16 protein-coding genes are annotated in these 17,182 nt (G+C 69.8%); 10 read left to right on the forward strand and 6 right to left on the reverse strand.

Annotation, left to right across the window (positions count from 1 at the left end):
• Nucleotides 1-79: 79 nt before the first annotated feature.
• On the reverse strand, nucleotides 80-709 hold the full coding sequence (locus ACN8HC_RS17660) for a cob(I)yrinic acid a,c-diamide adenosyltransferase (RefSeq protein WP_490076159.1): 630 nt from the start codon (nucleotides 707-709) through the stop codon (nucleotides 80-82).
• Nucleotides 710-890: 181 nt separating this feature from the next.
• On the opposite strand from ACN8HC_RS17660, the gene ACN8HC_RS17665 reads away from it, so the two are divergent.
• Nucleotides 891-1,250 carry an STAS domain-containing protein gene (locus ACN8HC_RS17665; RefSeq protein WP_490076160.1) on the forward strand — a complete coding sequence of 120 codons (360 nt, stop codon included), beginning with the start codon at nucleotides 891-893 and terminating at the stop codon, nucleotides 1,248-1,250.
• Nucleotides 1,251-1,259: 9 nt separating this feature from the next.
• On the opposite strand, the gene ACN8HC_RS17670 is transcribed toward ACN8HC_RS17665, so the two are convergent.
• Both ACN8HC_RS17670 and nucS read right to left on the reverse strand, forming a co-directional pair.
• Nucleotides 1,260-2,801, reverse strand: coding sequence for a gamma-glutamyltransferase (locus ACN8HC_RS17670; RefSeq protein WP_490076161.1), 1,542 nt, complete (start codon nucleotides 2,799-2,801; stop codon nucleotides 1,260-1,262).
• Nucleotides 2,802-2,814: 13 nt separating this feature from the next.
• Entirely contained in the window at nucleotides 2,815-3,510 is a 696-nt protein-coding gene (nucS, locus tag ACN8HC_RS17675) for an endonuclease NucS (RefSeq protein ID WP_490076162.1), read from the reverse strand.
• 125 nt (nucleotides 3,511-3,635) lie between these two features.
• Here nucS and ACN8HC_RS17680 point away from each other — a divergent pair, with 125 nt between their 5' ends.
• From ACN8HC_RS17680 to ACN8HC_RS17710, 7 genes are all read left to right on the forward strand, one after another.
• Nucleotides 3,636-5,309, forward strand: coding sequence for a 3-hydroxybutyryl-CoA dehydrogenase (locus ACN8HC_RS17680; RefSeq protein ID WP_490076163.1), 1,674 nt, complete (start codon nucleotides 3,636-3,638; stop codon nucleotides 5,307-5,309).
• Nucleotides 5,310-5,382: 73 nt separating this feature from the next.
• Complete coding sequence (locus ACN8HC_RS17685; protein WP_490076164.1) at nucleotides 5,383-5,628, forward strand: Rv1322 family protein; 246 nt, start codon at nucleotides 5,383-5,385, stop codon at nucleotides 5,626-5,628.
• Between the two features lie 118 nt (nucleotides 5,629-5,746).
• The gene (locus tag ACN8HC_RS17690; RefSeq protein WP_490076165.1) at nucleotides 5,747-6,976 is read left to right on the forward strand and encodes an acetyl-CoA C-acetyltransferase; all 1,230 of its coding nucleotides are present in this window, start codon (nucleotides 5,747-5,749) and stop codon (nucleotides 6,974-6,976) included.
• Nucleotides 6,977-7,112: 136 nt separating this feature from the next.
• Nucleotides 7,113-8,819: an NAD(P)/FAD-dependent oxidoreductase gene (locus ACN8HC_RS17695; protein WP_490076166.1), complete on the forward strand. Its 1,707-nt coding sequence runs from the start codon at nucleotides 7,113-7,115 to the stop codon at nucleotides 8,817-8,819.
• A 23-nt stretch (nucleotides 8,820-8,842) separates the two neighbouring features.
• Nucleotides 8,843-9,151 carry an MTH1187 family thiamine-binding protein gene (locus tag ACN8HC_RS17700; RefSeq protein WP_490076167.1) on the forward strand — a complete coding sequence of 103 codons (309 nt, stop codon included), beginning with the start codon at nucleotides 8,843-8,845 and terminating at the stop codon, nucleotides 9,149-9,151.
• Complete coding sequence (locus ACN8HC_RS17705; RefSeq protein ID WP_490076168.1) at nucleotides 9,148-9,456, forward strand: GNAT family N-acetyltransferase; 309 nt, start codon at nucleotides 9,148-9,150, stop codon at nucleotides 9,454-9,456. Before ACN8HC_RS17700 ends, ACN8HC_RS17705 begins: the two co-directional genes overlap by 4 nt.
• Nucleotides 9,457-9,466: 10 nt before the next feature.
• Nucleotides 9,467-10,399 carry a co-chaperone YbbN gene (locus ACN8HC_RS17710; protein WP_490076169.1) on the forward strand — a complete coding sequence of 311 codons (933 nt, stop codon included), beginning with the start codon at nucleotides 9,467-9,469 and terminating at the stop codon, nucleotides 10,397-10,399.
• Nucleotides 10,400-10,537: 138 nt separating this feature from the next.
• On the opposite strand, the gene ACN8HC_RS17715 is transcribed toward ACN8HC_RS17710, so the two are convergent.
• Nucleotides 10,538-11,479 (reverse strand): aldo/keto reductase, encoded by a 942-nt coding sequence (locus ACN8HC_RS17715; protein ID WP_490076188.1) that lies wholly within the window; start codon nucleotides 11,477-11,479, stop codon nucleotides 10,538-10,540.
• A gap of 55 nt (nucleotides 11,480-11,534) precedes the next feature.
• A complete protein-coding gene (locus tag ACN8HC_RS17720; protein WP_490076170.1) occupies nucleotides 11,535-13,166 on the reverse strand; it encodes a RecQ family ATP-dependent DNA helicase in 1,632 nt (543 codons plus the stop codon).
• 146 nt (nucleotides 13,167-13,312) lie between these two features.
• Between ACN8HC_RS17720 and ACN8HC_RS17725 the strand changes: the two genes are divergently transcribed.
• On the forward strand, nucleotides 13,313-14,056 hold the full coding sequence (locus tag ACN8HC_RS17725) for an esterase family protein (RefSeq protein ID WP_490076171.1): 744 nt from the start codon (nucleotides 13,313-13,315) through the stop codon (nucleotides 14,054-14,056).
• A 37-nt stretch (nucleotides 14,057-14,093) separates the two neighbouring features.
• On the forward strand, nucleotides 14,094-15,332 hold the full coding sequence (locus tag ACN8HC_RS17730) for an ATP-grasp domain-containing protein (RefSeq protein ID WP_490076172.1): 1,239 nt from the start codon (nucleotides 14,094-14,096) through the stop codon (nucleotides 15,330-15,332).
• Nucleotides 15,333-15,519: 187 nt separating this feature from the next.
• On the opposite strand, the gene pgm is transcribed toward ACN8HC_RS17730, so the two are convergent.
• Complete coding sequence (gene pgm, locus ACN8HC_RS17735; protein ID WP_490076173.1) at nucleotides 15,520-17,160, reverse strand: phosphoglucomutase (alpha-D-glucose-1,6-bisphosphate-dependent); 1,641 nt, start codon at nucleotides 17,158-17,160, stop codon at nucleotides 15,520-15,522.
• Nucleotides 17,161-17,182 lie beyond the last annotated feature (22 nt).

Here is a 17,182-nt window from a genome sequence, read left to right on the forward strand (position 1 = left end):
TGCCACTCGGCGACAGCTGTGCCACTCGGCGGCAGGTGTGCCACTCGGCGGCCGTCGGTCCGGTATGCCGACCCGACGGCTACTTCCCTTGCCGTTCCTCCCGGCCGCCGCCTGGCTGCCACAGCACGTCCCCGCCGGCCGGCAGATTCGCGACCCGGGCGGCGAGGAAGAGCAGGTCGGACAGCCGGTTCAGGTATTGCGCGGTGAGCGGGTTGACGCCACCGGTGCCCTTCTCACTGCCGGCGGCGGCGGGCTGGTCGCCATACGTCTCCAGCGCGAGCCAGGCCGCGCGCTCGGCACGGCGGGCGACGGTGCGCGCGACGTGCAGGTGGGCAGCTCCGACGGTGCCGCCGGGCAGGATGAAGGAGCGCAGCGTCTCGACCTGCTCGCCGAGGCGGTCGCAATCGGCCTCCAGATCGTCGATCCACGGCTGCTTCACGCGCAGCGGCGGGTATGCCGGATCCTCGACCAGCGGGTTGCACAGGTCGGCACCGACGTCGAAGAGCTCGTTCTGCACGCGGTGCAGCACGGCGACCAGATCATCGCTCAGCCCGCCGGCGGCGACGGCGACCCCGATGACGCTGTTGGTCTCGTCGGTGTCGGCATACGCGATCAGGCGCGGGTCGTTCTTGCGGGTGCGGCTGAAGTCGCCGAGCGCGGTCGTGCCCGAGTCGCCGGTGCGGGTGTAGATGCGGCTGAGGATGACCATGCGCTCATCGTCGCAGACCCAGGACCCGGCCGAACCGCCGAGATCCCGACCACGATTTACCGAAACGTGACCCCCGCCTGACCAACGAAGGGACCGGCTCGTGCGTCAATGGCATCGGAAGGCGCAACTGCGGGTGCCTTCCGGCACGTTCAGACACCCGGCCGGGGAAGGTGGCGGAACGATGACACGACTCGAGGACCACGACGTGGTCATGATCGAGGTGGTGCGCTGCGGAGCGGAGCTGGCGGTCAGGGGAGAGCTCAACGTTCACACGGTGGCCGACGTGCGCGCTGCGCTCAGCAGAGCGATCGACGACGGCGTGGGTGACCTGGTGGTGCACCTCGGCGAGGCCGAGATCGGCGACGCCACCGGGCTGGGTGTCATCGTCGGTGCACACCACCGGGCGCTGCGCGCCGGCCGCCGGCTGGTGCTGGCCGACGCGTCGCTGCGTCTCGAACGCCTGATGCGCGCGACCGGGCTGCACCGTGTCATCCCGCTGTCGCGCCAGCTGATCCCGCCGCCGGCGATCCTGCCCGCCTGAGCGGTCCGCTCAGCTCACCGCCGTCGCGGCCGCCCGCCGCGGGTCTGCCGCCGCCCCGAGTTCCCCTGCGCCGATGCCGTATGCCGCGCCGACGCCGCCGAAGTACATGTCGAGCGCCGGATGCGGCACGTCCGTGGCGCCGAGCTGCTCGATCGCCCGGGCGACCGGTGCGTCCGGCTCGTGGTGCACCCGGACGCCTTCCGGGGCCAGCTCCACATGCAGCCGCGCCGCGTCGATCCCCGCCTGCAGGTCCTCGCCGCGCAGGCAGTGCCGGCCGATGACCTGCGCGAGCGCGGTGGTGATCCGATCCGCGCCCGGACTGCCGATCGCGAGCGTGACGCCGTCGGCGCTGCGGGCGGTCGTGGGGGACATGTTGGAGGCGAGCCGGGTGCCCGGCCGCAGGGCGTGCAGGCCGAGCCGGTTGAGCTCCGGCTCGCCGAGGCAGTTGTTGAGCACCAGCCCGGTGCCGGGGACGGTGACGCCGGAGGAGTATCCGGCCGACGTCGTGATCGCGCAGGCGTTGCCGTCGCTGTCGACGACGGACACGTGCGCGGTGTCCTGGCTGGTCGGCAGCGACGCCAGGCCGGTGGTCTCCAGGGCGTGTAACAACTCGGCACCCGCGGCGCGCAGGTCGGCCGCCCGGTCCAGGTGCTCCGCCCGGTAGCCGAGCACCGCCGCCTGGATCTCGATGAGCGTGGCCGGGTCCATACCGCGGTCGGCGATCAGCCGCAGCATGGTGGTGAGCACCGGGCCGCCGATGGACGGCGGTGGGTTGAGCGCGACGTCCCAGGAGCCGACCGTCGCCCGGGAGGCCGGCCGGCAGACGGGCCGGTATGCCGCGAGGTCCGCGCGCCCGAGCAGGCCGCCCGTCGCCGTGACGTGGTCGGCGATCGCATGCCCGATGTCGCCGGTATAGAGCTCCGAGATGCCATGCGCGACAACGGTTTCCAAGGCATGCGCCAGGTCGTGGTTCACCATCCGGGTGCCCGGGCCGGCCGGTCGGTCTCCGTGGAAGTGTTGCGCACGGGTCTGCTCGTCGAAGGACCACAGCTGGTGACCGGTCAGCTGCAGATAGCTTCCCGCGGCCTGGCCGAGCACGAATCCGTCCCGGGCGGCGGCGATGGCCGGCGCGAGGATGTCGCTCCACGGGGCCCGGCCGAACATCTCGTGCGCCAGGTCGTATGCCGCGAACGAGCCCGGCGTGGCAGCGGATCCGGGTCCGGCATTGATCGTGATGCCACCCCCGTAGTCGAGGTGTATGGCGCGCAGCCCGCCCCCGAACCGCTCGCGTGGCGCCCCGCGGCCCGGCATCTCGCTGTTGCCGTCGATGACTTGCGGGTCTCCCGCGGCGGGCCAGACGTTGACGAAGGCACCGCTGAGCGCGCTGACGATGCCCGGCTCGCTCACATAGGTCACGGCGATCGCGGCGATGGCCGCGTCGACGGCGGTGCCGCCGAGTGCCACGACGTCCATCCCCGCCTGCGCGGCGAGCGCGTTGGGCGCGGCGATGGCGGCGTGCGTCATACCCGATGAAGAGCTCAGTTCAGTCATGCGGCCGCCTTCATCAGAAAAGTCGTGCTTCGGTGTCGTCCATGCCCTTCAGTGCCTCGTAATCCAAGGTGACACAGCGGATTCCACGGTCCTCGGCGAGCACACGCGCCTGCGGCTTGATCAGTTGTGCGGCAAAGACTCCGCTGACCGGGGCCAGGTGCGGGTCGCGGTTGAGCAGCTCGAGATAGCGGGTCAACTGCTCCACGCCGTCGATGTCACCGCGGCGCTTCAACTCGACGGCGACCGTCGCCCCGTCGGCGTCCCGGCAGATGATGTCGACCGGTCCGATGGCGGTCATGTACTCGCGACGGATGAGGGTGTAGCCGTCGCCGAGCGTCGTGATGTGCTCGGCCAGCAGCGCCTGCAGCTGCGCCTCGACACCGTCCTTGACCAGGCCGGGGTCGATGCCGAGCTCGTGGCTGGAGTCGTGCAGGACCTCGTGGATGCGCACGTGCAGCCGGTCCTCGGACTTGGCGTGCTGCACGGACCAGACCGCCAGGACTCCCTCGTCCGCCTCGTCGGCGGTGGGTTCGAGCTGCGCCATCGAGCACGGCGGCGACATCCAGTTCAGCGGCTTGTAGGACCCGCCGTCGCTGTGGACGAGCACCGAGCCGTCGGCCTTGACCATCAGCAGCCGGGTGGCGAGGGGCAGGTGAGCGGTCAGCCGGCCGACATAGTCGACACTGCACCGGGCAATCACAACGCGCACGACGCCCGACTCTATAACGATCGCGCCGTGAACATCGGCAGTCTTTGCCGCGCCACGAATCGCGCGGGTCCTTCCCGGTGGGGATGCCGGGCGGTGGACGGGCTGCCCCTGAGAGACTGAGCCTCATGGCTCCCCATATCAACAAAGTTGCGGTGATCGGGCTCGGCACGATGGGTGCCGGCATCGTGGAAGTCTTCGCCAAGGCCGGGCACGAGGTGTATGCCGTGGACGGCACCACCGAACTCGCCGAGCGCGGAAAGGCTTTCGTGACCAAGTCGCTCGACCGCGCCGTCAGCAAGGGCAAGCTGGCCGAGGCGGATCGCGACGCGACGCTGGACCGCATCACGTTCACCGCGGAGCTGGCCGACCTGGCCGACGCCGACCTCGTCGTCGAGGCCGTGCCCGAACGCATGGAGATCAAGCACTCGATCTTCACCACGCTGGACGACATCGTGCGCCCGGACGCGGTCCTTGCGTCCAACACCTCCAGTCTGTCGCTCACCGAGATCGCTGCAGGCACAGCGCATCCCGAGCGCGTCGTCGGCATGCACTTCTTCAACCCGGCGCCGGTGCTGGCGCTGGTCGAGGTCATCACGACGGTGCTCGTCGACGCCGAGGTGGTCGACGCCGTCCGCGACCTCGCCCTGAACCTCGGCAAGAAGCCGGTGGTCGTGGGGGACCGCGCGGGCTTCGTCGCCAACGCGCTGCTGATCCCCTACCTGGCCCGCGCGATCGCCCTCTACGAGACCGGCAAGGTCAGCCGGGTCGACCTGGACAACGCGGGACGGGTCGGCGTCGGCCTGCCGATGGGACCGCTGACTCTTTGCGATCTCGTCGGTCTCGACGTCGTCAAGGAGGTCTGCGCGGTCATGTATGACGCCACGAAGCGCCCCTCGGACGCGGCGCCGTCCCTGCTGAAGCAGTTGGTCCTCGCCGGGCGGCTGGGCCGCAAGACCGGGCAAGGCTTCTACGACTACACGGCCGACGCAGGCACCGACGGTGCCGACAGCACGGGACAGATGACGACGACCGCCGCCGTCGTGGGTCAGGGCGAGCTGGCGCAGCTGCTGGCGGATTCCCTCGCCAAGGGCGGCGTGACGGTCACCGCTGTCGACGACCCGAAGGCCGACGTCGCGGCGCTGGCCGGCACTCCGCTGGTGGTCCTGGTCGGCGGCCCCGAGGCCGACTGCACCGCCTGCAACGCCGGCGAGTGCCTCGTCGAGGAGGACGGCGACGTGACGGACTGCGCCTGCTGCGGCGGTGCCGCACCGGGCACCTGGTTCGCCGAGGTCGCGGAGGTGCTCGACAAGCGCTCGGTGGTGCTGACCGCCGACGACGCGAGCGAGTTCGCGCTGACCGGCGTCCTCGGTGCCGACGTGACGGTGCTCCCGTTGCGGGTGCACCGCCCGACGAAGGGCGGCCAGGTGGCCGAGTTCGGCATACCGCTGGACGCGACCGAGGACGAGACCGCCATGGTGCGGGCCACCCTCGAGGCGGCCGGTTTCGTTCCGGTCGCCGGCCCCGCACGGCCGGGCGTGGTCGTCGACGCGCTGCTCTTCCAGCACCTGAACGACGCGGTCGCGATGGTCGACGCCGGCTATGCGACGCCGCAGGACGTGGACACCGCGATGACCGCGGGCTGCGGCTATCCGGTCGGACTGTTCGCCATACTCGACGAACTCGGTGCGGACACCGTCGCCGAGGGCCTGGTCGAGCAGGCATCGCTCGACCCCTCGATCGTGCCGAGCCCGCTGCTGCTGGAGCACGCGGCGGCGGGCACGCCCTTCCTGGCCGGCTGATCGGGTGGTGCGTCGAGGCCGACGGCAGAGCCGCCGCCCGGGAAGTCCCGGGCGGGGGCCGGACATCTCGCGCGTGCTCGAGACCGGCATCCAGCGGCAGGAGTATGCCGGGCGCACCTACGTCGTGCGCGCCGTCCGCGGCAACAGCGCGGGCCGCGACTACGTGTGTCCGGGTTGCCAGCAGACGCTGTCCTCGGCCGTCGCGCACGTCGTGGTCTGGCCGGACGACGGCCTCGGCGACGTGTCCGACCGGCGGCACTGGCACACGGCCTGCTGGAGCGCCCGTAACCGGCGACCGCCGCGCGGGTCCTGGCACTGACGGCCGCTCCGGCTGCCCCAGCCGGACGAGCTGCCGGCGGGAGCGGACGTCACGACCGATGGTCGTAAGGTGAGATGCACACTGCGGAGCCATAGATCGAGATTTGGGGTTCTACGCCATGTCCACCACTGCAAACACCGCTGTCATCGTCGCCGGCGCACGGACCCCGATGGGTCGCCTGCAAGGCTCGCTGGCCGGCTTCTCCGGCACCGACCTCGGTGGCTTCGCCATCAAGGGTGCCCTGGAGAAGGCCGGCGTCTCCGGCGACCAGGTCGACTACGTGATCATGGGCCAGGTCCTGACGGCCGGGGCCGGCCAGATGCCCGCCCGCCAGGCCGCCGTCAAGGCCGGCATCCCGATGAACGTGCCCTCGCTCACCATCAACAAGGTCTGCCTCTCCGGGCTGGACGCGATCGCGTTGGCAGCACAGCTGATTCGGGCCGGCGAGTTCGAGATCGTGGTCGCGGGCGGTCAGGAGTCGATGAGCCAGGCGCCGCACCTGCTCAAGGGCAGCCGTGCCGGGTTCAAGTACGGCGACGTGACGATGCAGGACCACATGGCGTTCGACGGCCTCTGGGACGCGTTCACCGACCAGGCGATGGGTCTGCTCACCGAGCAGCAGAACACCGGCGACCAGGCGGTCAGCCGTGAGGAGCAGGACGCCTTCGGCGCGCGCAGCCACCAGCTCGCGGCGCGTGCCTGGAAGGACGGCATCTTCGACGACGAGGTCGTCAGTGTCGAGATCCCGCAGCGCAAGGGCGACCCCATCGAGTTCAAGAACGACGAGGGCGTGCGCTCCGACACCACGGCGGAGAGCCTCGCGCGGCTGCGGCCGGCGTTCGCCGAGGACGGCACCATCACCGCCGGCTCGAGCTCGCCGATCTCCGACGGCGCCTGTGCGGTCGTCGTGATGAGCAAAGCGAAGGCCGACGAACTCGGCCTGCAGTGGCTCGCCGAGGTCGGTGCGCACGGGGTGGTCGCCGGGCCGGACTCCTCGCTGCAGTCCCAGCCGGCCAATGCGATCAACGTGGCCTGTGAGAAGGACGGCATCAAGCCCACCGACCTCAACCTGGTCGAGATCAACGAGGCGTTCGCCGCCGTCGGCATCGTGTCGACCCGTGAGCTGGGGGTCGACCCGGACATCGTCAACGTCAATGGCGGCGCCATCGCGATGGGCCATCCGATCGGTATGTCGGGCGCGCGTCTCGTGCTGCACCTCGCGCTGGAGCTGCAGCGTCGCGGCGGTGGCATCGGCGCAGCCGGTCTGTGCGGAGGCGGCGGCCAGGGCGACGCCCTCATCGTCCGCGTCCCGCAGCGCGTGGAGCTCGACTCACAAGCACAGAACTGAACCGAACCCCGTTTCGTCGAGAGGCTCACCAAGCATCGAGAGGCTCAGATCCAGGGCGCCGAAGCGCCCCTGGATCTGAGCCTCTCGGCACTTTAATGAGCCTCTCGGCGAGCAGGGCCCGGCATACACTCACCGGGTGAAGCCTCTTCAGCCTGCCATCGTCCTGGTCGGTGACGAGCACGCCGAGCAGTTGCAGCGCGAGTTCACCCGTTACGCGAGCGACTACCGCGTGGAGTTGGCCCGCGGACTCGGTCCGGCGATGTCGCTCGTCCAGTCGCTCATCGCCCAGCACGTCGAAATCGCTTTGTTCGTCGTCGAATTCACCCAGCCCGATGCCCCCGGTCTGGTGACCATGGACTGCCTGCACGCCGTGAGTGCGGTCACCAAGCGCGCCCTGGTCTACGGGTCGCGGGAGTTCCGCGTCCACCGCGAGACGCTGCGCGAGGCGCAGGTCGACGGCCGGATCGAGGCGGGGCTCGCCATACCTCGCGGTGAGCGGGACGAGGAGTTCCACACCGCGATCACCGAGCTGTTGTCGGACTGGGGCTGGAGCGCCAGCAAGCCGGTCTTCGAGGCGGTGCAGCTGATCGCACCGCCGGGCAACCCGGAGGCCGGGCGGCTGCGGGACTTCCTGGACCGGCTCGGCGTGCCGACGCGCGCCTACGCGCCGGAGTCCGCGGTGGCCCAGAGCATCCTCGAGGAGATCGAGTGGCCGGACGGCGCTCCGGCATACCCGGTGCTCGCATCGCCGCTGACCGAGACGCTGGTGCAACCCACCATCGCCGAGATCGGCCGCCGTTTCTACGCGTTCGACGACTTCGAGGAGGACGAGGTCTTCGACCTGGCGATCATCGGCGCCGGGCCGGCCGGCCTCGCGGCCGCGGTCTACGGCGCGTCCGAGGGCCTCTCCACGATCGTGTTCGACTCGGAGGCGATCGGCGGTCAGGCGGGCACGAGTTCGATGATCCGCAATTACCTGGGCTTCCCGCGTGGGATCTCCGGCATGCGGCTGGCGCAGCGAGCGCGCGCTCAGGCGGCCCGGTTCGGCGCCAAGCTCTACTCGGCGCGACCGGTCGTCGGCATGGACCTGGCGACCGAGCCCGGCGGCACGCACACGTTGCGGCTGGAGGACCGGCTCGTCCACGCGCGGACGGTCATCGTCGCGGCCGGCGTCGCCTACCGGCGCATCGGTGTCGAGCAGATCGAGAGGTATGTCGGGCTGGGCGTGCACTACGGCGCCGCGACCAGCTCGGCCCGCGAGTGCGTCGGCAAGGACGTCGTGGTCGTCGGCGGTGGCAACTCGGCCGGGCAGGCCGCGGTCCACCTGTCCCGCTTCGCGCGGTCGGTCAAGATCGTGATCCGCCGACCGGACCTCTCCGAGACGATGTCGGACTACCTCATCCGGGAGATCGAGATCAATCCGCGCATCGGCGTCAAGCCCTGCTGCGAGGTCGTCGACGCCGGGGGTGCGACCCGACTGGAGTGGGTCACGCTGCGCGACAACCGCACCGGCGCCGAGCTGCAGAAGCCGTGCGGTGGTCTCTTCCTGCTGCTGGGCGCCGACCCCTGTTGCACCTGGCTGCCGCGCGAGATCGCACAGGACACAAAGGGATTCGTGCTGACGGGTCGTGACGTCCCGAAGTCGGCCTGGGTCGACGACTGTCCTCCCGAGCCGCTCGAGACCACCGTCCCCGGCGTCTTCGCGGCGGGTGACATCCGGGCCGGTTCGATGAAGCGCGTCGCGTCGGCAAGTGGTGAGGGCGCAGCCGCCATACCGTCCGTGCACGGCTACCTCGCGTCGCTCGCCCCACGGGTCGAGCCGGTGGACGTCGCACCCGCCTGACGCCGGTGCCCTAACCTGGCGTCATGCTCTTCGCCTTCTCCATCGCTCCCGGCACCACCGACGACCCCGACGGCTCGGTCAGCGCGGCCGTCGCCGAGGCGGTCCGCGTCGTCCGCGACTCCGGCCTGCCCAACGAGACCACCTCGATGTTCACGACCATCGAGGGCGAGTGGGACGAGTGCATGGCGGTCGTGAAGGCCGCGTGCGAGGCGGTCGCCGCGAAGAGTCCGCGGGTCAGCCTGGTGCTGAAGGCGGACATGCGCGCCGGCTTCACCGGACAGCTCACCGAGAAGGTGCAGCGCGTCGAGGAGCGCCTCAAAACGCAGCAGTGACAAGCGACTTCCGTGTCGAGCCCGCGCGTGACGACGATGCGCCGTCGGGGCAGGAGCTGACGTCGCTCAACGTCCTCGCCGAGTTCCACGGCAGCGGTGTGGGCCGGCAGCTCGTCGAGACGACGCTGGGGGAGCGGGCGGCATACCTCTGGGTGGTGCGGCAGAACGCCCGGGCGATCGCGTTCTACCGCAAGCTCGGCTTCGCGCCGGACGGCGGCACGAAGCACGACGCCGACCTGGACTGCGACGAGATCCGGATGGTGCGGACGACCCCGCTACCTGACGCATGTTTCGCCGACCGGTAAGAATGGGCACATGACTGACCAGCCCCTGACTCCGGCCGCGCTGCGCGGCGCCGTCGATCTGTCCGCGCTCGCGCGGCCGGCCGCCCCGAGTGCGACCGCGTCGGGCACCGGTGCGGCGGGCGCCGACAACCTCGTGATCGCCGTGGACGATGCCACCTTCGCCGACGCCATGCAGACCTCGGCGCGCGTCCCGGTGATCGTCGCGCTCTGGTCGGCCAGCCGCCCGGCGAGCAAGGACCACATCGACACACTGGCCCAGGTGGTGCGTTCGTATGACGGGCGCCTGCAGCTGGCCACCGTCGACATCGACCGCGCGTTGCAGATCCGCCAGGCGCTGCAGGTGCAGCAGGTGCCGATGGTGCTGGCGATCCTGGCCGGCCAGCCGGCACCGCTGTATGTCGGGGACCAACCCGCCGACGCGATCCGGCAGGTGCTGGACAAGGTGCTCGAGGCGGCGACGGCCAACGGTGTGACCGGCCGGCTGGAGGGCTCGGGTGCAGACGCTGCCGAGTCGGACGAGCAGCCGGAGTTGCCCGAGACCCACCAGCGCGCGTTCGACGCCATCGAGCGCGGTGACTACGCCGCGGCCACCGCGGCATACGAGCAGGCGCTCGCCGACAACCCGGCCGACGACGAGGCGCGGCTGGGCCTCGGCCAGGTCCGCCTGCTGCAGCGGACGGCGGGCATCGACCTCGCCACCGCCCGGGAGGAGGCGGCCGCGGCTCCGACCGACGTCGAGAAGCAGACACTGGTCGCCGACCTCGACGTGCTCGGCGGGCACATCGAGGACGCGTTCGCCCGGCTCATCGACCTGGTCAAGGCGACCAGCGGCGACGAGCGCAACGCCGCCCGCGAACACCTCGTGCAGCTCTTCGACGTCGTCGGCCCGACCGACGAGCGCGTCAAGAAGGCCCGCACCGCCCTGATGTCCGCTCTCTACTGAGCTTTCTGGCGCCCCTGTCCTCGGAGCACCCTGACGGTCCGATTCACGGCTGACGGTCGAATTGCGCCGTCATTCGCACATCGGACCGTCAGACTCCGCGCGACGGCGCAATCTCGCCGTCGCGCGACGCAGCGACGGTCACTCGGTGTCGGTGATCCGGTTCAGCTCGACCAGGTCGTTCGGCGTTGGGTCCCAGCGCAGCGCGGCGGCGTTCGCGCGGATCTGCTCCGCCGATGTCGCGCCCGAGATGACCGAGGTGACGGTCGGCTGTGCGGCGAGGCCGGCGATCGCGACATCGAGCACGGTGACGCCGCGGTCGGCGGCATACGCCTCGAGCGCCTCGATGCGATCCCAGTCGGCGGTCTCCAGCCACGGGGCGGGCGCCGCCGTGGCCCGGGAGCCGGCCGGCGGCCGCTGTCCCCGCTGGTATTTGCCGGTCAGTAGCCCGTATTCGAGCGGGAAGAACGGCAGCACGCCGAGCCCGAACGCCTCCGCGGCCGGCACGACCTCGTCCTCGATCGAGCGGTCCAGCAGCGAATAGCGGTTCTGCACCGAGGCGAAACGCTCCAGCCCGGCGGTGCGTGCCGTCCAGTCGGCGTTGGCGATCTGCCAGCCGGCGAAGTTGGAGCAACCCAGGTAGCCGACCTTCCCCTCGCGCACCAGATCGGTCAACGCCGAGAGGGTCTCCTCGATCGGCGTGACCGGATCGGGCCGATGGAACTGGTAGAGGTCGATGTGATCGGTCCGCAACCGGCGCAGCGATGCCTCGACCGCGCGTCGCACATAACGCCGCGAACCGCGCACGTCGTGGTCGGCGCCGTTCAGCCCGCCCATGTCCATGCCGAACTTCGTCGCGAGCACGAACTCGTCCCGCCGGCCCTGGAGCGCGGCGCCGAGCAACTCCTCGCTGGCGCCGCGACCGTAGATGTCGGCGGTGTCCAGCAGGGTCACTCCGACGTCCTGCGCTGCGTCGAGTATGGCGCTCACGCCGGCCCCGTCGACCCGCGTGCCGAACGCGTTGCAGCCGATCCCGACCACGCTCACCATCAGTCCCGAGTCGCCCAATGGGCGGTAGGTCATCGTCACGCACCCGACGATACGGCGTCCGCCAGCGGCGCGTGGCGTCGACGCCGTCCTACTCCTCCGGTGTCAGCGGACCGCCCTCGTCGATCGCCGCACGGGCCAGCGTCTTGTACCCGACCTGCTCGAAAAGGACTGTAATGCGGTCAGATTCGCTCCACATGACCACGCCGCGACCCCACTCGCGGTGCTGCACGACGCTGTTACGCGGGAACTGCTCGTCCTCCACCGACTCGGTCGCCGAGCCGGCCGCGCAGGTGTCGCAGTTGCCGCACGGCTGGTCGAGCTGTTCGCCGAAGTAGCCGAGCAGGAACTGCCGGCGACAGCCGGTCGTCTCGGCATAGCCGCGCATCATCTCGATGCGCGAGCGAATCAGTTGCTGATGCTCCTCGCTGACCGTGCTCGCGCGTTCGACCGCCGCATCGGGCGACATCCCGCGGTCCAACGTTTCGAGCCGGCCGTCGTCGGTGGTGCCGACGACCCCCGCTTGCTCGAGCAGGTTCACCGCCCGGGTGCGCTGACCGGAGGGGGCGTCGATGTCCTTGATCCGCAGTGGAGCGTCGCTGTCGTCGATGGCCCGCGAGACCTGCTCCAGTGCCTCCTCGGGTGCCCGGCTCGAGGTGAGAAAGCGTTGCAGGTGCAGGTCTTCCGGCCGGTAGAAGAGGGTGATGTCCGCCGGTTCGCCGTCGCGTCCGGCACGGCCGATCTGCTGGTAGTACGCATCGAGCGATTCCGGCGCCGAGGCGTGCACGACGAAGCGGACGTCGGGCTTGTCGATGCCCATGCCGAACGCCGACGTCGCGACCACCACGTCGGTCCGGCCGTCGAGAAACCGTTCGTGCACCTCGTTGCGCTCGTCGCGCTTCATGCCTGCGTGGTATCGCGACACCCGAACGCCGACCGCGCTGAGTTCCTCGGCGTAGCGCTCCGCGTCCTTGCGGGTCGCGACATAGACCAGGCCGCACCGGGTCTGCGGATCCGCGGTCAGCGCGCGCACGTGCGCGACGACCGCGCCCCGCTTGCGCTCGTCGTCGTCTTGCCGGTCCACGGCCAGCCGCAGGTTGGGCCGGTCGAAGCTCGCAATGATCTCGCGCGCGTTCCGCAGACCCAGTCGCTCCGCGATGTCCCGCCGCACCGGTTCGGCTGCGGTCGCGGTCAGCGCGATCACCGGCGGGTGCCCGAGTCGCTCGATCACCGCACCGAGCCGCAAGTACTCCGGCCGGAAGTCGTGGCCCCACGCCGACACGCAGTGCGCTTCGTCCACCACGAACAGCCCGATCTCGAGGTCTCGCAACCGGTCGACGACGTCGTCCTTCGCCAACTGCTCCGGCGAGAGGAAGAGGTACTCCGCCTCGTCCTCCTGCACCGCCTCCCACGCCTCCCGGCGCTCCCTGGTGCGTTCCGCAGAGTTCACCGCCACCGCTGCCGGTGCACCGGCGTCCTCCAGTCCCTCGATCTGGTCGCGCTGCAGCGCGAGTAGCGGCGAGACGACGACCGTCGTGCCCTCGGTCAGCACCGCAGGCACCTGATAGATCGCCGACTTGCCGGCGCCGGTCGGCAGTACGACGAGCACGTCGTGACCCGTCAGCGTTTCGTTCATCGCCTCGAGTTGCTCGGGGTGCAGCTCCGACCACCCGAAGGTCGTTCGGGCAACACGGCGTAGGTCCTCGGTGTGGTCGGACTTCATCGGTATGGCGGTCTCCTTCTCCCGGAGCGACCCGGGGCGGTCTCGCCATACCCCTGGCCGGCCGTTTCACACCGTGTCGACCGGGGCCGTGAAGTCGATACCGCGAATCCTGTCGAACATCGCCCCGGGTGCGACAGGATGTGCAGATGGGTGAACGTGTCGAGTTGCAGGTGCCCGGGACCGACGTGTCGCTGGGCGTCATCCGGCACGGGCATTGGGGACGGCCCGTGCTCGTCTTCCCCAGCGAGGCCGGCCGCGCGGAGGACTTCGCCAACAACGGCATGGTGGAGGCCGTGCAGAGTCTTGTCGACGAGGGCCGGGTCTCGTTCTTCTGCGTGGATGCCGCGGACCGGTGGACCTGGTCGGACAACGCCGCCCCGACCGAGGAGCGGGCCACCCGGCATCAGGCCTACACCCGCTGGCTCGAGCGGGCGGTGCTGCCGTGGATCGCCGAGCAGCTGGGTGGCGATCGTCCGCTGGTCACGCTCGGCGTGTCGATGGGGGCCTACCACGCCGTGCACTTCACGCTCACCCATGGGCATCAGGCGCCGCTGGCGATCGGTATGTCGGGCAGCTATGACGTCACCTCGTGGCACGGCCACGGTGACCAGGGTGACGCGACCTACTTCGCCAATCCGATGAGCTACGTCGCCGGCATGCACGGCGACCACCTGGACTGGCTACGGCACACGGCCAGCGTGTTGCTGATCGTCGGCGAAGGGCCTTTCGAGGTGCAGCCCACCCGGGCGCTGCCGTCCACCATCGCTTTCGCGGAATTGTTGTCCGAGAAGGGAATTCCCCACGAGCTGGATGTGTGGGGCCACGACAGTGCACACGACTGGCCGTGGTGGCGGAAGCAATTGGCACACCATCTGCCGCGGTTCTGCTGATGAGCAGGCGAGCCGGGGCACACGAAGGGAGCGCACAGTGACGGAACATCTGATCGGGCTGCTGCTGGGAGCCGAGGAGGACTGGCCGCGTGCTTTCGAGGAGCTGATCCGCCGGGTGGGGCCGGTCACGGCGCCGGACGGCTCGACCCATGACATACGCAGCGAGCGGCTGACGATCGAGCCGTTCAACCTGCGCGACCGGCCGCGCACCGAACTGGTCATCGACCGGCTCGCCCACTGGTACTACCACCCCCGGGAGTGGTTGAAGAAGGTCGCCCTGATGGACGACGTCTATCTGCTCAACTCGCCCTTCAGCTTCCAGTCGATGGAGAAGCACTCGGCATACTGCGCGCTCATGCGGCTCGGGATGAACGTCCCCGAGACGGTGCTCGTGCCCTACAAGAACCCCGTCGACAACGTGCGGTGGGCCTACACCTCGTCGAAGTACAACCGGTCCTTCGATCTGCCGTCGGTCGCGGCGGAGCTGGGCTATCCGATGTTCATGAAGCCCTTCGACGGCGGCGCCTGGCGCGGGGTGTCGATGATCCGGAACGAGACCGACCTGCTGCGCAGCTACGACGAGTCCGGCGAGATGCTGATGCACCTGCAGCGCGCCGTCGACGGCTACGAAGTCTTTGCCCGGGCGCTCACCATCGGGCCGGAGACCATGGTGATGAAGTTCCGGCCCGACGAGCCGATGCACGACCGCTACGAGGTCGCCTACGACTTCCTGACGCCCGACATCGGCGCCGAGACGCGGACCATCGCGCAAACGGTGAACGCGTTCTTCCGCTGGGAGTTCAACAGCTGCGAGATGCTCGTCAAGGACGGCGTCGTCTATCCGATCGACTACGCCAACGCCTGCCCGGACGTGGCCATCACGTCGCTGCACTACTACTTCCCGTGGGCGATCAAGTCACTGCTGAAGTGGTCGATCTTCTGCGTGGTCACCGAGCGTGAGTGTCACACGCAGGTCGACACCGGTCCCTGGTTCGACATCGCCGACCGGGACGAGGACTACCAGGCGAAACTCGATGGCTACCAGCGTCTTTCAGACAAATACTTCGAGGTCGAGCGCTATCGGGAGTTCGTCGAGAAGTCGCTCCCGGACGTCGATGAGATGGTGCTCGACTGGGTGCTGTCCGACGACTTCGACCGGCTGCTCGTCGAGACCGTGCAGTCCACCTACCCGCGGCACGAGCAGGAGCGTTTCCTCGGTCACTTCCGCGGCCTGACCGGCCTGTGGGCCAAGGACGAGGAGAAGGTCCTCGGCTGACGCCCGCCGGTCGAGTAGCGCGTGGAGGAGCGAAGCGGGGGAACACGCGTATCGGGACCCGCTGACGGCCGAACCCGCCGCTGACGCTGCCGACCGGCTCGCGACTGGCACACTCACCGCCGAGTGGCACACCTGTAACTGTGCCGTTCGGCGGTAGGTGTGCAGGTCAGTGAAGCGCGGCCACGCGTCAGCTGCCGAGTGCCGCGCCGACGATCTCCTTCGCCTCCGCCTGGACCTGCGCGAGATGCTCTGCGCCCTGGAACGATTCGGCGTAGATCTTGTAGACGTCCTCGGTGCCGGACGGGCGGGCGGCAAACCAGGCGTCCTGTGTCACGACCTTGAGGCCACCGATCGGTGCGTCGTTGCCGGGTGCACGAGTGAGCTTGGCGGTGATCTCCTGACCGGCCAGCGTGGTCGACGCGACGTCGTCGGGGGAGAGGGCGGCGAGCTTCGCCTTCTGCGCCCGGTCGGCCGGCGCATCGATCCGCGCGTATGCCGGGTCGCCGTGCTCGGCAACGAGCTTCGCGTAGTGCTGGCTCGGCGTCTCACCCGTGCGAGCGAGGACCTCCGAAGCGAGCAGGGCGAGGGCGATGCCGTCCTTGTCGGTGGTCCAGACGGTGCCGTCCTTGCGCAGGAACGATGCGCCTGCGGACTCCTCACCGCCGAATCCGACACTGCCGTCGAGGAGTCCGGGCACGAACCATTTGAAGCCGACCGGCACCTCCCAGAGTTCGGCGCCGAGCGACGCCGCGACGCGGTCGATCATCGACGACGACACGAGCGTCTTGCCGACGCGGCTGGACCGCCAGCCGGGGCGGGCTCCGCCATACAGGTACTGGATGGCGACCGACAGATAGTGATTGGGGTTCATCAGGCCCGCGTCCGGCGTGACGATGCCGTGCCGGTCGGAGTCGGCGTCGTTGCCGGTGGCCAGGTCGTAGGAGTCGCGCTTGTCGATCAGCGAGGCCATCGCGTAGGGCGACGAGCAATCCATCCGGATCTTCTCGTCCCAGTCCAGTGTCATGAAGCGCCAGGTGGGATCGACCAGTGGGTTGACCACGGTGAGATCGATGCCGTAACGCTCGGCAATGGCGCCCCAGTAGGCGACCGAAGCCCCACCGAGCGGGTCGGCGCCGATGTGGATGCCGGCGGACCGGATCGCGTCGATGTCCAGGAGATTGACCAGGTCGCCGACGTAGGCGTCCTGGAAGTCGTAAGCCCCGGCGGACGCGCGGGCGCGCGCGAACGGCACGCGCTGCACGCCGGTGAGACCGTCCCGCAGGTAGTCGTTCGCGGTCTGCGCGATGACCTTGGTCGCGTCGCTGTCGGCCGGCCCGCCGTGCGGCGGGTTGTACTTGAACCCGCCGTCGGCCGGCGGATTGTGCGACGGGGTGACCACGATGCCGTCCGCGAGGCCGGGGCCGGTCGTGCGGCCGCCGTTGGCGCGCAGGATCGCGTGCGACACCGCAGGCGTCGGCGTGTAGCCGTCGGCGCTGTCGACCAGGACCTGGACGTCGTTCGCGACCAGCACTTCCAGCGCGGACGCCCAGGCCGGCTCCGACAGGGCATGCGTGTCGCGGCCGACGAAGAGCGGCCCGTCATACCCCTGCGACCTGCGGTAGTCGACGATCGCCTGCGTCGTCGCGAGGATGTGCGCCTGGTTGAAGGCGCCCTTCAGCGATGACCCACGGTGCCCTGAGGTGCCGAAAACGACCTGCTGATCGAGGTTTTCCGGATCGGGCTCGACCTCGTAGTAGCTCGCGACGAGGTGTGGCACATCGACCAGGTCGCTGGCGGCAGCAGGTTGTCCGGCTCGGTTCTCGCTCATGCCGATCAGATTGCCACGCAAC

Source organism: Flexivirga sp. YIM B11880 (assembly GCF_058148645.1).

What these genes read in the sequence shown, in the direction of transcription:
- ACN8HC_RS17660 (WP_490076159.1), bottom strand. Translation starts at nt 709, where the DNA reads ATGGTCATCCTCAGCCGCATCTACACCCGCACCGGCGACTCGGGCACG.
- ACN8HC_RS17665 (WP_490076160.1), top strand. Translation starts at nt 891, where the DNA reads ATGACACGACTCGAGGACCACGACGTGGTCATGATCGAGGTGGTGCGC.
- ACN8HC_RS17670 (WP_490076161.1), bottom strand. Translation starts at nt 2,801, where the DNA reads ATGACTGAACTGAGCTCTTCATCGGGTATGACGCACGCCGCCATCGCC.
- ACN8HC_RS17680 (WP_490076163.1), top strand. Translation starts at nt 3,636, where the DNA reads ATGGCTCCCCATATCAACAAAGTTGCGGTGATCGGGCTCGGCACGATG.
- ACN8HC_RS17690 (WP_490076165.1), top strand. Translation starts at nt 5,747, where the DNA reads ATGTCCACCACTGCAAACACCGCTGTCATCGTCGCCGGCGCACGGACC.
- ACN8HC_RS17700 (WP_490076167.1), top strand. Translation starts at nt 8,843, where the DNA reads ATGCTCTTCGCCTTCTCCATCGCTCCCGGCACCACCGACGACCCCGAC.
- ACN8HC_RS17710 (WP_490076169.1), top strand. Translation starts at nt 9,467, where the DNA reads ATGACTGACCAGCCCCTGACTCCGGCCGCGCTGCGCGGCGCCGTCGAT.
- ACN8HC_RS17715 (WP_490076188.1), bottom strand. Translation starts at nt 11,479, where the DNA reads ATGACCTACCGCCCATTGGGCGACTCGGGACTGATGGTGAGCGTGGTC.
- ACN8HC_RS17720 (WP_490076170.1), bottom strand. Translation starts at nt 13,166, where the DNA reads ATGAAGTCCGACCACACCGAGGACCTACGCCGTGTTGCCCGAACGACC.
- ACN8HC_RS17725 (WP_490076171.1), top strand. Translation starts at nt 13,313, where the DNA reads ATGGGTGAACGTGTCGAGTTGCAGGTGCCCGGGACCGACGTGTCGCTG.
- pgm (WP_490076173.1), bottom strand. Translation starts at nt 17,160, where the DNA reads ATGAGCGAGAACCGAGCCGGACAACCTGCTGCCGCCAGCGACCTGGTC.